This window comes from Caulobacter sp. GW821-FHT10E02 (genome assembly GCF_059415225.1).
Genome location: NZ_JBWKMV010000001.1, coordinates 1297192 through 1310953, shown reverse-complemented (window position 1 = coordinate 1310953; position 13762 = coordinate 1297192). Strand labels below are relative to the sequence as shown.

Sequence of the window (13762 nt, the reverse complement as noted above, 5' to 3'; positions counted from 1 at the left end):
CGTTCCAATTTATGGAGAGGTCTAAGTATGACCGATAAAGCCACGCTGACGATTGGCGACAAGAGCTATGACCTGCCGATCCTCAAGGGCAGCACGGGTCCTGACGTCCTGGACATCCGAAAGGTCTATGCCGAGAGCGACCACTTCACGTTCGACCCCGGCTTCACCTCGACCGCTTCTTGCGAGAGCAAGATCACCTATATCGACGGCGACGCGGGCATCTTGCTGCACCGCGGCTATCCGATCGACCAGCTGGCCGAGAAGTCCTCGTTCCTCGAGGTCTGCCACCTGCTGCTGAACGGCGAACTGCCGTCGGCCGACGAATTCGCCAAGTTCGAAAAGAACATCACATATCACACCATGCTGCACGCGCAGTTCGACGCCTTCTTCCAAGGCTTCCGCCGCGACGCGCACCCGATGGCCGTGATGACCGGCGCCGTCGGCGCCCTGTCGGCCTTCTACGCCGACAGCATCAATGTCGACGACGCCCGTGAGCGCGAGATCAGCGCCCATCGCCTGATCGCCAAGATGCCGACGATCGCCGCCCGCGCCTACAAGTACACGGTCGGCCAGCCGTTCGTGTCGCCGCGCAACGACCTGTCGTACTCGGAAAACTTCCTGCGCATGTGCTTCGCCGTGCCGGCCGAGGACTGGAAGCCGAACCCGGTGCTGACCCGCGCCATGGACCGGATCTTCATCCTGCACGCCGACCACGAGCAGAACGCCTCGACCTCGACCGTCCGCCTGGCCGGTTCGTCGGGCGCGCACCCGTTCGCCTGCATCGCCGCCGGCATCGCCTGCCTGTGGGGCCCGTCGCACGGCGGCGCCAACCAGGAAGCCCTGGAGATGCTGGAAACCATTGGCTCGGTCGAGAACATCCCGGACTACGTCCAGGGCGTGAAGGACCGTAAGTACAAGCTGATGGGCTTCGGTCACCGCGTGTACAAGAACTTCGACCCGCGCGCGAAGGTCATGCAGAAGACCGCCCACGAAGTGCTGGCGGAACTGGGCCACAACAACGACCCGCTGCTGCAGGTCGCCCAGGAACTGGAAAAGGTCGCCCTGAGCGATCCGTACTTCATCGACCGCAAGCTGTACCCGAACATCGACTTCTATTCGGGCATCACCCTGCGCGCGATGGGCTTCCCGACCAACATGTTCACCGTGCTGTTCGCCCTGGCCCGCACCGTCGGCTGGATCAGCCAGTGGAAGGAAATGTTCGAGGACCCCACCCGCAAGATCGGTCGTCCGCGCCAGCTCTACACGGGCGCTACGCAACGCGACTACGTGCCGGTGGAAAAGCGCTAAGCGCTTTTCTCCTCGGAGACCAAGGATCAGGCCCCGCTTCGGCGGGGCCTTTTTCGTTTAGCGCTTCAGCAGGAAGCTGAGGACCTCGGCGACGGCGCGATAGAGCGCCTCGGGGATCTCCTCGTCGATCTCAAGGCTCGACAGGGCCTGGGCCAGGACCGGGTCCTCCTCGATCGGCACGCCGTGCTCGCGGGCCGTCTCGATGATCTTCTCGCCCAGCCAGCCCTGGCCCGAGGCCACGACCTTGGGCGCGTTGGGCTCTTCGTAGAGCAAGGCGACAGCGATACGCGGCCGCGCCGAGGGTCCGGTGATCCCGCTCATGAGGCCTGGTCCACGAAATGACCCAGCGGGCTGACGCCGCCTGGACTGGTCGGCGCGCCGGAATGGACGGCGACCTCAGGTGACAGCTCGGCCTGGCGCAGGGCCGCGCCCAGGCTCTCCTCGCCGGCGCGGAGGCGGGCGATGGTTTCGGCCCGTTCGGCCCACAGCGACACGCGGGTGCGCGAACCGGTCAGGGTGACCAGGGCGTGGACAGGGCCCAGCGGCTCCAGGTCGATCGAGAACCGGGCCCTGTAGGTGCGCTCGGCCGGACCGACCGCGCCGCCGCCGGAACCGCCGCCGTCGTGGCTGATCTCGAACTGGGCGACGGCCAGGCCCTGGGGCGTCATGAACGGCAGGTCGAGGTTCAGGCGGCCGGCCTGCTGCGGACGGGCTTCGACGGTCTCGGCCTCGTGCGGGACGCTGTCGGGCAGCGAGGCGATCTGCATCAGGTCCTGGCGGGCCAGGGCGCCGTTGGTCCCCCTCAGCAAGCCGCGCACCAGATCGGCCGGCGACTGGTTCATGGACAGTTCGGGCGCCGCGGGCTTCTGGCCGGCCATCGGGCCACCGGCATAGGGCGGCGGCGGGACCTTGGACCGCGCGGCTTCGGCCGGGACGGCGCCATAGCCGCGCGGCGTCAGGGCCTTGGGCTCGGCCGGCAGTGCGGTCGTCGGCTCCTCTTGAAGAGCTTCCTCTGCGATCAGGCCCAGTTGCACCAGAGCCGACAGCGCCGCGCGCACCGGCGTGGCGACGGACGCGGACGGCTTGGGCGTGGCCACGAAGGCGCCGAAGCGAGCGGCGAGGCCGTCATCCTCGGATGACGACTCGGGGGCCTTGGTGAGCGATTGCGAGGCTTCCGCGGCGACCTCGGAGGCCTCCGCTTGCGGCAGCGGCGATGCGACGGTCGGCGCGGCCTTGAGATCAGGCTGAGCCATGGGCGCGGGATTGGCGCTGAGCGGCGGTTGTGACGTCACCGTCGCCGACGCAGCGGCGCGCGGCGTCGCAGTCAAAGGCGCCTCAGCCCCCTCCTCGGTTGGCACGGACGCCGGCTCCGCGGCCGGAGCTTCCGACGCCTGCGGCGGCGCCTTGGCCAGCCAGGCCGACAGCGCGCCGCGAAACACCAGCAGCGCGGCCTTCATGTCGGTGGCCTCGGGAAGGCGCGGCTGGCCCTCCGGGGGCGGCGTGGCGGCCGCGCGCGCCATCTTGGCCTCCAGGAACACGCCGGAGCGCTCGACAGCCTGGCGCAGGCCCTGGGGCGTGGCGATCTCGGCGGCCGAAGCCGCCTTGGCCAGCAGCGCCCTGCCCGCCTCGCGCACCTCGGGCGGCATGTCGGGACGCGCGACGACGGCGCGGACATTGGCCATCAGCGGCGCAAGACCCGTCTGGCGCGGCACGGCCTCGGCGGTGGCGGTGCGCACGGCGCGGACAAGGCGCGTCTCGGGGCGAGCCAGGGCGGCCTGCTGCAGCGCGGGCGGAACGTTCTTGGCGCCAGGCGCATCGGCGGCGTGGCCGGCGTCCTGAGTCGCGGCTTGTCCGACCTGCTCAACAGGCGCCCCGGGCTTGACCTGCGGGTTGGTCGGGCGACCGACGATCTCGCCTAACTGGGCGGTCGTATTGGCGATCGCTTGGCGCGCCAGGGCCTGGATGACGGCGACAGATTCCGGTCCAGTCCCAATCGTGGGAGTTGGAAGGATGGGAGTCACGGGCGTAGTCGGGTCGATGGCCACGACAACGGCTCCACGGCGACAGTTCCGGGTACTCTAGGCCCCGGCCGTAAATCGCTGGTTAACCTTCGCCATATGAACTCGCCGGGTGAGTTTCGCTACGGCGTGTGAGGTGCGTTCTGGATACGCGGTGGCTGAGTATCGTCGAGCACCGGCGCCGCGATCTGCTGTCCATCGTGCCGATGACCCTGCTGGCCGCCGCCGGCTCCTGCGCCTGGCTTGATCCCAAGATCTGTATCGGATGGCTGGTCGCGGTCGCGGCGCTGATCGCCATCAGCCAGTTGCTCTGCGGCGTCGTCGCGAGGCACGGCCAGGCCAAGCCGTTCCTGGAGACGGTGCTGGCGGCCTATACCCTGGTCTACACCTTCATCTATGCCAGCCTGCCCTCGGCCCTGGTGCTGCTGGGCACGCGCGCCTCGGTGCTGACCGGCGGGGCGATGATGGCCGCCGTCGCGCTGAGCTGCACCGCCGAGTTCGTGATCTCGCGCCGCATCGGCCTGGCCGCCCTGTCGGCCGTGCTGCTGCAGGTCTTCGTCGGAACCGCCTTCGCGGCGCTGTCGACCGGCCCCGCTCAGCTAGTCCTCTCGCTGGTCGCGGTGCTGTGCTTCTTCGCCTATGTGCTGCGCTACGCGATCCAGCGCGAACAGACCGTGGCGCGGATGGCCGAGGCCACCGCCCTGGCCCAGGCCCGCGAGGCCGAGGCCGACAGCGCCAACCGCGCCAAGACCGCCTTCCTGGCGACCATGAGCCACGAGATCCGCACGCCGCTGAACGGCATCCTGGGCATGACCCAGGTGATGCAGGCCGACGAACTGTCGCCGGCCCAGCGTGAACGCCTGGGCGTGGTCCGCCAGTCGGGCAAGGCCCTGACCGAGATCCTCAATGACGTGCTCGACCTGGCCCGCATCGAGGCCGGCCAGTTGGAGCTGCGCCCCGAGCCCTTCGACCTGCGCGAGCTGCTGGTCGGCTGTGGCCAGACCTTCGCCGCCCTGGCCCAGGGCAAGGGCCTGAGCCACGATCTGTCGATCGCCCCAGCCGCCGAAGGCGCCTATCTGGGCGACGCCGGACGGCTGCGGCAGATCCTGCACAACCTGCTGTCCAATGCCGTGAAGTTCACCGAACGCGGCGGCGTCTCGATCGTCGCCGACTACGAGGCCGGCCGGCTGGAGCTGACCGTCGCCGACACCGGCCCCGGCGTCGCGCCCGAGGAGCAGGAGCAGTTGTTCGGCCGCTTCGTGCTGCTGGACGACATCGCCACGCGCCGGCACGGCGGGGCGGGCCTGGGCCTCGCCATCTGCCGCGAGCTGGCCCGCCGGATGGATGGCGACGTCACCCTGTTCAGCCGTCCAGGCGAAGGCAGCGCCTTCACCGTCGTCCTGCCGCTGGCCAAGGTCGCCGCGCCCACCAAGATCGAGGATGAGACCCTGCCCGACGCCGCGCCGGGACTGCGCATCCTGGCGGCCGAGGACAACCCGACCAATCAGCTCGTCCTGCGCTCTGTACTGAGCCAGGCCGGCGTCGAGCCGGTCATCGTCGACGACGGCGCCAAGGCCCTGGTCGCCTGGCGCGAAGGCCGCTGGGACGCGGTGCTGATGGACATCCACATGCCGGTCATGGACGGCCTGACGGCGCTGAAGGAAATCCGCCGCCTGGAAGCCGAGGAAGGCCGGCCGCGCACGCCGGTGATCGCCCTGACGGCCAACGCCATGCGTCACCAGGTCGAGCTGCTGCTGGAAGCCGGCATGGACGACCATGTCGGCAAGCCGATCGACGTCGCCAAGCTGCTGGGCGCGCTCGACCGGGCTGTGTCAGGCCGCGACCAGGCCCCGCGCCTTCAGGAAGTCGATTAGGGCGTCGGCGGCGGCTTCCGACGGATCGGGCATGCCGCGCCCCATCTTGTCCAGGGCCGCGCTCTGTTCCGCCGCCTGTCGTTCCCGCAACCCCGGATCGTCCAGCCGCTTGCCGACCTCGCGCGCCAGGGCCTCGCCTTCGCAAGCGTCCTGCAGCAATTCGGGCGCGATCTCGCGGCCGGCGGCGATGTTGAACAACGTGACCCAGCGCGGCTTCATCAGGCGCTTGACGATGGCGTAGGTCAGCGGCGCGGTCTTGTAGCCGACCACCATCGGCCGGCCGGCCAGGGCCAGCTCGGTGGTCACCGTGCCGCTGCAGGCCAGGGCGACGTCGCCGGCGACGAAGGCGTCGTCCTTCAGCGCCTCGTCCTCGATCACGTGGGCGCGGAACGGCCAGCCGGCGACCCGGGCCTTGACGGCCTCGGCCACGGTGTAGGCGGCGGGGATGACGACCACCAGTTCGGGCCGCTCGGCCTTCAGGCGGCGCACGGCGTCTTCGAAGGCGGGCAGCACGCGCTCGATCTCCGAGGGGCGGCTGCCGGGCAGGACCAGCAGGATCGGATCGGTCGCCGAAGCCCCGACCGCCGCGCGCAGCCTGGCGCCGTCGGCATGGTCGAAGCGCTTGGCCAAGGCCGAGTTGCCGACAAAGACGCTGGGCAGGTCCACGGCGTCGAAATACGGCTTGTCCATCGGTTGGATCGACAGCAGCAGATCGACCGACTTGGCGAGGCTCCTGGCGCGGCCGGCGCGATAGGCCCAGACCTGTGGCGCGACGTATTTCACCAGCGGCAGCTTGGGATCCAGCTTCCGCAAGGCGTGAGCCAAGCGGATGTTGAAGCCCCAACTGTCGATCAGAACGGCCACGTCGGGCTTTTCCCGGGCCGCCAGGGCCACGGAGTCCTTCAGGCGGGCCAAGACCGTCGGATAGGCCTTCAGGCCCTCTACGATGCCCAGGATCGACAGCTGGGCGATGTCGAAGGGGCTCTCCACCCCCTGCTCGGCCATCTTGGCCCCGCCGACGCCGACGAAGGTGACCTTGTCGCCCAACCGCGCCCGCAGCGCCTTGGCTAGGCTGGCGCCAAGGGCGTCGCCCGAGGCCTCGGCGGCCACCAGCATGATCTTGAGAGACATCAGGGCCGCCCCTGCGGATCGACCCCCAGCACGAAGAGGCCCAGATCGTCGGCGCAGGCCATCACCGCGTCGCGATCGACGACCAGCAGACGGCCGGCCTCGCCGACCACGCCGGCCAGGCCCGCGCGGGCGGCGCGCTGGATGGTGGCGACACCAATGGTCGGCAGGTCGACCTTGGTCTCCTGGATCGGCTTTGGAGCCTTGGCCAGTACGCCGCGCGGCTTTTCGGCCGTGCCCCGGATGGCCTGGGGTAGTTGCTCCACCCGCCGGAGCATCGCGTCGGTGCCTTCCTGGGCCTCGACGGCCAGGACCAGGCCGTTGCAGACCACGGCGCCCTGCCCCACGTCCAGCCGGCCGATCTCGCGAGCCACCATCAGGGCCTTCTCGATGTCGGCCATGTGCTCGTCGCGCGGATAGAACTTGCCCAGGCGTCCGCGCGGCAAGGTCATCTCACCGACGACCTCGTGCGCGCCCTCGATCTCGAAGCCTTCCTTCTCGAACTCGTCCAGCACCCGGCGCAGCAGGGCGTCGTCGCCCTGGCGCGCGGCCTTGATCAGACTGGGTACGATCAGGAGGCCTCGCGCGTCAGGCATCAGGGCGCCGAAGTCGGGGCGACTAACATTGCCGGCGAAGCAGACGACCTCGCAGCCCTCGGCCCGCAGCGCCTTGAAGGCCTTGCCGAACTCGCCGAGGCCGACCTCGATCCCCGGATAGCGGGCCAGGGCCGGATCGGCGAAGCTCCTCAGCCGCATGACCGCGAAGGCGCGTCCGGCGGCCTCGCAATGGGCCGCCAACTCGACGGGCAGCGCGCCGCCGCCGGCGATCAGGCCAAGCTTACGCATCAAGAGAGACTAAACCTCGCGCTCGGGCAAGCAAAGCGGCCGGTTGGCGTCGGCGCGGATGAAGTCGACGATCTCCATCACCTCGGGATTGCCGGCGTGGATCTCCGCGACGTCGTCCAGACGCTCCTGGAAGGTGCCTTCGTCGGCGAACATCAGGCGATAGGCCGCGCGCAGGGCGTTGATCGTCTCGCGCGAGAAGCCCCGGCGCTTGAGGCCGACCAGGTTCAGGCCCTCGAGGTGGGCGTGGTTGCCCCACACCGAACCGTAGGGGATCACGTCCTTGGTCACCGCGGCCAGGCCGCCGATGAAGCTGTAGCGGCCGATGCGCGAGAACTGGTGCGCGGCGGCCAGACCGCCCATGAACACATAGTCGCCGATCGACACGTGACCGCCCAGGGTCGCGCCCTTGGCCAGCACCACGAAATCGCCGACGATGCAGTCGTGGGCGATGTGCGAGCCGACCATGTAGAGGCCGTCCGAGCCGATCGTCGTCACGCCACGCCCCGAAGCGGTGCCGGTGTGCATGGTCACGTGTTCGCGGATGATGTTGCGCGGACCGATCAGCAGTTCGGTCTTCTCGCCCTTGTGGCCCAGATGCTGGGGCGGACCGCCCAGATTGGCGAACGGATGGACGGTGCAGCCTTCGCCCAGGGTCGTCGCGCCTTCCACCACCACGTGCGACAGCAGGCGAACGCCGGCTTCCAGGGTCACGTCCGGGCCGACGATGCTGTAGGGCCCGATCTCGACGTCCGAGGCGATCTTGGCTTCGGGCGCGACGATGGCGGTGGGGTGGATCGCGGTCATTTCGTGGGGGTCTCCACGACCATGGCGGCGAACTCGGCCTCGGCGGCCACCTTGTCGCCGACCTTGGCCACGCCCTTGAACTTGAAGATCGACGAACGCGCGCGCACGACCTCGACTTCCATGCGGATCACATCGCCGGGACGCACGGGATTGCGGAAGCGCACGCCGTCGATCGACATGAAGAAGATGGTCTTGCCCTCGGTATCGACTTCCAGCGTCTTGCTCATCAGCACCGCGCCCGTCTGGGCCAGGGCCTCGACGATCAGCACGCCGGGCATCACCGGATTGCCCGGGAAGTGGCCTTGGAAGAACGGCTCGTTGATCGTCACGCACTTGATGCCGACGATCGACTGGCCGGGGTTATAGGCCTCGGCGCGATCGACCAGCAGGAACGGATAGCGGTGCGGGATGCGCGCCAGGATTTCCGCGATGTCGATGTCGGTCTGCACCGTTTGCTCGGTGTTCTCGCTCATGATCTGCCCTTCGCCCCTCGGCCGCCCGCCATGCGCGACAGCCATGCGGTCTCCCGAAGCCACCGCTTCAGCGGTCGCGCCGGGAATCCCGTCCAAGTTTCGCCTTCCGGCACGTCCTTGAACACCGAAGCGGCCGCCCCGATGCTCGCGCCCGAGCCGATGTTCAAATGGTCGGCGACGCCGGCCTTGCCGCCGAAGGCGACACCGTCGCCGACGATCGTACTGCCCGACAGCCCGGTATAGGCCGCCAGCACGCAATTGCGTCCTACACGGACGTTGTGCGCGACATGCACCAGGTTGTCGATCTTGGTGTTCTCGCCGATCGTCGTGTCGGTGAAGGCGCCGCGGTCGACGCAGCTGTTGGCGCCGATCGTGACGTTGTCCTGGATCACCACCCGGCCCAGCTGGGGCATGTCGACCATGCCGCGCGGACCGACGGCGGCGCCGAAGCCAGCCTCGCCCAGCACCGCGCCGGCCGAGACCGACACCCGGTCGCCCAGCAAGGCGAAGCCGATCACGGCGTTGGGGCCGATCACGCAGTCACGGCCGATCAGGACGCCCGGACCGATGACGGCCCCGGGGCCGATCCGCGTGCCGCGCCCGATGCGCGCGCCCTGCCCGATCGCCACGTTGGGCGACAGCAGGACGCCCTCCTCCAGCTCCGCTTCCGGATGGATGGCGGGCGCCGAAGGCTCATGACGACGCGGGGCGTGCAGGCGACTAGCGGCGGCAGCCCAGGCCGCCTGCGGGTGCTTGGTGACCAGCGCCGCACAGGTCGGCGGCAGGAAATCCTTGTGCTCCGGACGCACGAAACAGGCGCCGGCCGGGGTGGCACCGGCGGCGTCCTTGCGCTTGGCGTCGGAGAAGAAAGCCACGCCTTGCGCGTCGGCGCTATCCAGCGGCGCGGCGCGGGCGATAGCCCGGTCACCCAGGGCGGCGTCCGCCAGTTCGGCGGCGCCGGCCCGGGCCAACTCGGAAAGCGAAGCCGGACCCAGGCTGTCGAAGAAACGCGGGTCCGGCATGGCTCCTCACGGCAAAAACGTTCCCTTAGGTAAACCCAAAGGAGACGATTCGCTTACTTGTTCGTCGGTTGCAGAGCCGCGGCGCCCGGAGCGCCTTGGTCCAGACGTTCGCGATCGAAGGTCAGGGTCTTGATGCGGGCGTCAAGCGCGGCGACCACGCCGTCGGTGATGTCCATCGACGGGTTGGCCAGCATCACCGACTCGCGGTCGAGCAGGATGCTGCACTTCTGGGTCTGGTAGACCTGACGGATCGGCGTATCCAGCTCTTGATAGACGCGGGCCAGCGCCTTCTGCTCGGTCGCTTCGACTTCCTTCTGGCGCAGTTGGCCCTTGCGCTGCCAGGCGTTGGCCTTGACCTGCAGAGCCGAGGCCTGCTGCTCCAGGGCGTCCTGGGCCAGGGTGGCCTTCTTGGCGTCGAGGCCCTTGGCTTCGTTGTCGAGGCCCGTGCGCTCGGCGGTCAGCTCGGCGTTGACCTGCTGGATGATGGTCTTCAGGCGGGCGTCGACGGCCTTACCCACCGCCGAGGTGGCGACAGCGCGTTGGCTCGAGAAGATGCAGACGCCGGTCAGGGCCGGGCCGTGCGTGACGGCCGGGGCGGCCGGAGCAGCGGCGGGAGCCGTCTGGGCCGAGGCGCTGGTCGCGATGGCGAGAGCGACAACGCTGGACGCGGCCGCGGACAGGAACTTGGACATGTTTATTGGAACCTTGTGGAGGTGGAGAACCGGAAGGTTTCGGTTCGATCGTAGTCTTCCTTGGCCAAAATGCGGCTGATATCGAATCGAATGGGACCCATGGGGGACTTCCAGTCGATCGAGATACCGGCCGTCGCACGCAGGCCGAGGTTATCCTTGATGTTCGGATCGAAGACGCCGGGCGACTTCTGACGATCCACATCATCCAGCAGACCGGCCGTACCCACGTCGCTGAACAGGGCGGCCTTGATGCCGTACTGCTCGGGCAGGAAGGTCGGGACGGTCAACTCGAAGGTGCTGATGGCGTAGAGCTTGGCGCCCATCGAGTTGTTGGTGCTCGAGATGTCGCGCGGACCGATACCGGCGATCTCGAAGCCGCGGAACGAGGTGCCGCCGCGATAGAAGCGGTCGTTGATGCGGACGTTGTCGCCGCCCCAGCCCTCGATATAGCCGAACGAGCCGGTGGCGCTGAACACCAGGTCCTTGGTGAAGCCCCAGTACCAGCCGGCGTCGGCTTCGGTCTTCAGGTATTTCACGTCGCCGCCGATGCCGGCCAGGTCCTGATTCAGGTCGGCGAACCAGCCGCGGGTCGGGTTGATCGGGTCGTTGCGCTTGTCGATGCGCAGGCCGTAGCCGATCAGCGAGGTGATGTAGGCGCCGCGCTGCAGGCAGAGGATCTGCGAGACCGAGCCGCTGGTGCAGAGGCTGTCGGCCACGCTGACGTTATCCTGACGGATCGTGTAGCGCAGGCTCATCGACGAGTCGTTGGTCAGCGGGAAGCCCAGGCGGACATCGCCGCCGACCGACTTGGTGTCGTAGGCCGCGTAGTCCGACAGGTCGTAGCGGAAGGTGTACAGGTTCACGCCCGCCACCAGGTTACGACCCAGGAAGCGCGGCTCGCTGAAGCCGAAGTCGATCTGCTGGCGCAGCGAACCGACCGAGGCGCGGGCGCGCAGGTTCTGGCCGCGGCCGCGGAAGTTCCGCTCGGTGATGCCGACGTCCAGCACCAGCTTGTCGACCGAGCTGTAGCCGGCGCTGAACGACAGTTCGCCCGTCGGCTGCTCCTCGACCTTCACCTTCAGGCTGGTGCGGTCCGGGGCCGAGCCGGGGGTGTCCTCGATGTCGACTTCCTTGAAGAAGCCCAGGCGACGGATGTTGTTCTTCGAGCGGTCGACCAGCACGCGGTTGTAGGCGTCGCCTTCGGCCACTTCCAGTTCGCGGCGCAGGACGTAGTCCAGCGTACGGGTGTTGCCGACGATGTCGATGCGATCGACATAGACGCGCGGGCCTTCGCGGACCGAGAACACCACGTCGACGGTCTTGGTCTCGCGGTTCGGGACATAGCGCGGACGCACGTCCACGAAGGCGAAGCCGGCCGCGCCCGCCGCGAAGGTCAGGGCGTCGGTGGCCTGCTCGATGCGCTCGTCCTCGTACAGCTGGCCGGCGCGGATCGGCAGGATCTGGGCCAGCAGGTTGCCGTCCAGCTTCTTCAGCTCGGTTTCGACGGTGACCTTGCCGAACTTGTACTTCGGGCCTTCGTCGAGGGTGTAGGTGACGGCGAAGCCGTTCTTGTCCGGGGCCAGTTCGGCCACTGACGAGACGACGCGGAAGTCGAAGAAGCCGCGGTTGCGGTAGTGCTTGCGCAGCTGCTCGCGGTCGTACTCGATCCGGTCAGGGTCGTAATTGTCGTTGCTGGTCAGGATCTTGTACCAGCGGCTTTCCTTGGTCACGACCACGTCACGCAGGTCGTTGTCCGAGTACTCGCTGTTGCCCAGGAAGTTGATCCCCAGCACGCCGCTCTTGGGGCCTTCCGCGATTTCGAACACCAGGTCGACGCGCTTTTGCGGCAGCTCGACCACCTTCGGCGTCACGGTCGCCGAGATGCGGCCCGAACGACGATACAGTTCGATGATGCGCTGGACGTCGGCCTGCACCTTGGCGCGGGTGAAGATGCCGCGCGGGCGGATCTGCACTTCGTCCTTCAGCTTGTCTTCCTTCAGGGACGAATTCCCCTCGAAGACCACCTGGTTGATGATCGGGTTCTCGACGACCTTCACGACCAGGTCGCCGCCCTGCATCTCGATCTTCACGTCGGCGAACAGGTCCGTGCGGGCCAGGGTCTTCAGCGCAAGGTCAAGGCGCTGGGAGTCGACCGTGTCGCCCGGCTGGATCGGCAGATAGGACAGAACCGTGCCCTGCTCGATGCGTTCGTTACCCTGCACGACGATGCGCGAGACCACACCGGTCTGGGACGCCTGGGCGAAGGCTTGCTGCGGAGCCACCAGGGCCGTCGAGCCGAGGAGCAGCGCCATACCCGTGGCGAACGCGGCGCTATGGGCGCGAAGTTTGTTCATGGGACCAATCATGGACGAAGAGCGGGCGTTCACGTGAACAGGCCGCCGATGAATTTGAACACGTCGTAGCGGTTGAGGTCGTTCCACGCCGCGAACAGCATGAAACCCAGGATCAAGGCAAGCCCCGCACGGAAGCCGGCCGCCTGGAAATCCGCCCGTAGAGGCCGCTTGGCCACGGCCTCATAGGCGTACATCAGCAGATGTCCGCCATCGAGGACCGGGATCGGCAGCAGATTCATGAAGCCGATGCTGACCGACAGGCTGGCGATCAGCAGCATGGACGAGATGAAGACGCGCAGCGCCATGGTGGCCACGTCGGGCGCGCCGGCGGCGCTGGCCTTGGTCACCGCGCCAGCCGTGTGGCCGATGCCGATCAGGCCGCTGATCTGGTCGGCGGGCAGCTGGCCGGTGACCAGACGCCCCAGATAGAAGCCGATCGTCTTGATCATGCCCCACACCTCGACCGTGGCGTCGGGGATGGCGGTCAGCACGTTGGAGCGCTTGAACTGGGTGACCCCGGCGTTCTCGATGCCCAGTTGGCCGGTCTTCATGCGGCCGCTGATCTTGTCGTTGATCTCCACCAGGCGCGGCGTGGCCGTCAGGTGGACTTCCTGGCTGGCGCGCTTGACCGTGAAGTCGATCGGCAGGTTGGCGCGCAGCGAGACATAGCCCTGCAGGTCCTGGAACGTGCCGATCTTGCGGCCGTCGGCAGCGACGATGACGTCTCCCTTCTTGAAGCCCGCCGCCTCGGCCGCGCCGCCGGGCACGACTCCATTGACGCTGGCCGCGCGCTGCGGCGTCCCGATCAGCACCAGGAAGACGGCCATGATCAGGATGGCCAGGACGAAGTTCGACACCGGGCCGGCCACGGCGATGATCGCTCGCTGCCACACCGGCTTGAAATGGAAGTACTTGGAGACCCCCTCCTCGCCCTCGCGCCGGACGATCGAGTCGCGCATGGCGGCCAGGTTGTCCTGGTCGGGCACGCTGGCGGCGTTCTCGTCACCGGAGAAGCGGACATAGCCGCCCAGGGGGATCGAAGCCAGGCGCCACTCAACGCCATGCTTGTCGGTCCACGACAGCAGCGGCGGGCCGAAGCCGATCGAGAAGCAGTCGATGGCCACCCCGCACGCGCGCGCGGCCCAGTAGTGCCCCAGCTCGTGGATGGTCACCACGACGGACAGCACGAAGGCCGTGGACAGGATGAAGATCAAGACGTCAGTCATAAGGTTGGCCGGTCCCCC

Annotated in this window: 12 protein-coding genes; 2 read left to right on the top strand and 10 right to left on the bottom strand. The window is 68.1% G+C overall.

Going from position 1 to position 13762, the window contains the following annotated elements; genetic code table 11:
- Positions 1–27: 27 nt before the first annotated feature.
- Entirely contained in the window at positions 28–1308 is a 1281-nt protein-coding gene (gltA, locus tag AC07NI_RS05850) for a citrate synthase (RefSeq protein ID WP_252629790.1), read from the top strand.
- 57 nt (positions 1309–1365) lie between these two features.
- Here gltA and AC07NI_RS05845 read toward each other — a convergent pair whose 3' ends face one another.
- Entirely contained in the window at positions 1366–1629 is a 264-nt protein-coding gene (locus AC07NI_RS05845; protein ID WP_494616755.1) for an EscU/YscU/HrcU family type III secretion system export apparatus switch protein, read from the bottom strand.
- Positions 1626–3329 carry a flagellar hook-length control protein FliK gene (gene fliK, locus AC07NI_RS05840; protein ID WP_494616754.1) on the bottom strand — a complete coding sequence of 568 codons (1704 nt, stop codon included), beginning with the start codon at positions 3327–3329 and terminating at the stop codon, positions 1626–1628. Before fliK ends, AC07NI_RS05845 begins: the two co-directional genes overlap by 4 nt.
- 128 nt (positions 3330–3457) lie before the next feature.
- On the opposite strand from fliK, the gene AC07NI_RS05835 reads away from it, so the two are divergent.
- Complete coding sequence (locus tag AC07NI_RS05835; RefSeq protein ID WP_494616753.1) at positions 3458–5200, top strand: ATP-binding protein; 1743 nt, start codon at positions 3458–3460, stop codon at positions 5198–5200.
- On the opposite strand, the gene lpxB is transcribed toward AC07NI_RS05835, so the two are convergent.
- The 8 genes from lpxB to AC07NI_RS05795 are packed head-to-tail and all read right to left on the bottom strand — an operon-like array spanning position 5159 to position 13744.
- Positions 5159–6331: a lipid-A-disaccharide synthase gene (gene lpxB, locus AC07NI_RS05830; protein ID WP_494616752.1), complete on the bottom strand. Its 1173-nt coding sequence runs from the start codon at positions 6329–6331 to the stop codon at positions 5159–5161. The two genes, AC07NI_RS05835 and lpxB, sit on opposite strands and share 42 nt — an antisense overlap.
- Positions 6331–7173 (bottom strand): UDP-2,3-diacylglucosamine diphosphatase, encoded by an 843-nt coding sequence (gene lpxI, locus AC07NI_RS05825; protein WP_494616751.1) that lies wholly within the window; start codon positions 7171–7173, stop codon positions 6331–6333. Before lpxI ends, lpxB begins: the two co-directional genes overlap by 1 nt.
- A gap of 9 nt (positions 7174–7182) precedes the next feature.
- The gene (gene lpxA, locus AC07NI_RS05820) at positions 7183–7977 is read right to left on the bottom strand and encodes an acyl-ACP--UDP-N-acetylglucosamine O-acyltransferase (RefSeq protein WP_494616750.1); all 795 of its coding nucleotides are present in this window, start codon (positions 7975–7977) and stop codon (positions 7183–7185) included.
- Entirely contained in the window at positions 7974–8450 is a 477-nt protein-coding gene (gene fabZ / locus AC07NI_RS05815) for a 3-hydroxyacyl-ACP dehydratase FabZ (RefSeq protein ID WP_494616749.1), read from the bottom strand. The genes lpxA and fabZ overlap by 4 nt, the downstream gene beginning before the upstream one ends.
- Positions 8447–9472: a UDP-3-O-(3-hydroxymyristoyl)glucosamine N-acyltransferase gene (gene lpxD, locus AC07NI_RS05810; RefSeq protein WP_494616748.1), complete on the bottom strand. Its 1026-nt coding sequence runs from the start codon at positions 9470–9472 to the stop codon at positions 8447–8449. The genes fabZ and lpxD overlap by 4 nt, the downstream gene beginning before the upstream one ends.
- Before the next feature lie 53 nt (positions 9473–9525).
- Positions 9526–10164: an OmpH family outer membrane protein gene (locus AC07NI_RS05805; protein ID WP_494616747.1), complete on the bottom strand. Its 639-nt coding sequence runs from the start codon at positions 10162–10164 to the stop codon at positions 9526–9528.
- A 2-nt stretch (positions 10165–10166) separates the two neighbouring features.
- On the bottom strand, positions 10167–12530 hold the full coding sequence (bamA, locus tag AC07NI_RS05800) for an outer membrane protein assembly factor BamA (RefSeq protein ID WP_494616746.1): 2364 nt from the start codon (positions 12528–12530) through the stop codon (positions 10167–10169).
- 17 nt (positions 12531–12547) lie between these two features.
- Positions 12548–13744, bottom strand: a complete 1197-nt coding sequence (locus AC07NI_RS05795) for a M50 family metallopeptidase (RefSeq protein WP_494616745.1) — start codon at positions 13742–13744, stop codon at positions 12548–12550.
- Between the last annotated feature and the right edge of the window lie 18 nt (positions 13745–13762).

Excerpts from the sequence above, each read along its gene's own strand:
- lpxA (WP_494616750.1), bottom strand. The coding sequence starts at position 7,977 with ATGACCGCGATCCACCCCACCGCCATCGTCGCGCCCGAAGCCAAGATC.
- lpxI (WP_494616751.1), bottom strand. The coding sequence starts at position 7,173 with ATGCGTAAGCTTGGCCTGATCGCCGGCGGCGGCGCGCTGCCCGTCGAG.
- bamA (WP_494616746.1), bottom strand. The coding sequence starts at position 12,530 with ATGATTGGTCCCATGAACAAACTTCGCGCCCATAGCGCCGCGTTCGCC.
- AC07NI_RS05795 (WP_494616745.1), bottom strand. The coding sequence starts at position 13,744 with ATGACTGACGTCTTGATCTTCATCCTGTCCACGGCCTTCGTGCTGTCC.
- gltA (WP_252629790.1), top strand. The coding sequence starts at position 28 with ATGACCGATAAAGCCACGCTGACGATTGGCGACAAGAGCTATGACCTG.
- lpxB (WP_494616752.1), bottom strand. The coding sequence starts at position 6,331 with ATGTCTCTCAAGATCATGCTGGTGGCCGCCGAGGCCTCGGGCGACGCC.
- AC07NI_RS05805 (WP_494616747.1), bottom strand. The coding sequence starts at position 10,164 with ATGTCCAAGTTCCTGTCCGCGGCCGCGTCCAGCGTTGTCGCTCTCGCC.
- lpxD (WP_494616748.1), bottom strand. The coding sequence starts at position 9,472 with ATGCCGGACCCGCGTTTCTTCGACAGCCTGGGTCCGGCTTCGCTTTCC.
- fabZ (WP_494616749.1), bottom strand. The coding sequence starts at position 8,450 with ATGAGCGAGAACACCGAGCAAACGGTGCAGACCGACATCGACATCGCG.
- AC07NI_RS05845 (WP_494616755.1), bottom strand. The coding sequence starts at position 1,629 with ATGAGCGGGATCACCGGACCCTCGGCGCGGCCGCGTATCGCTGTCGCC.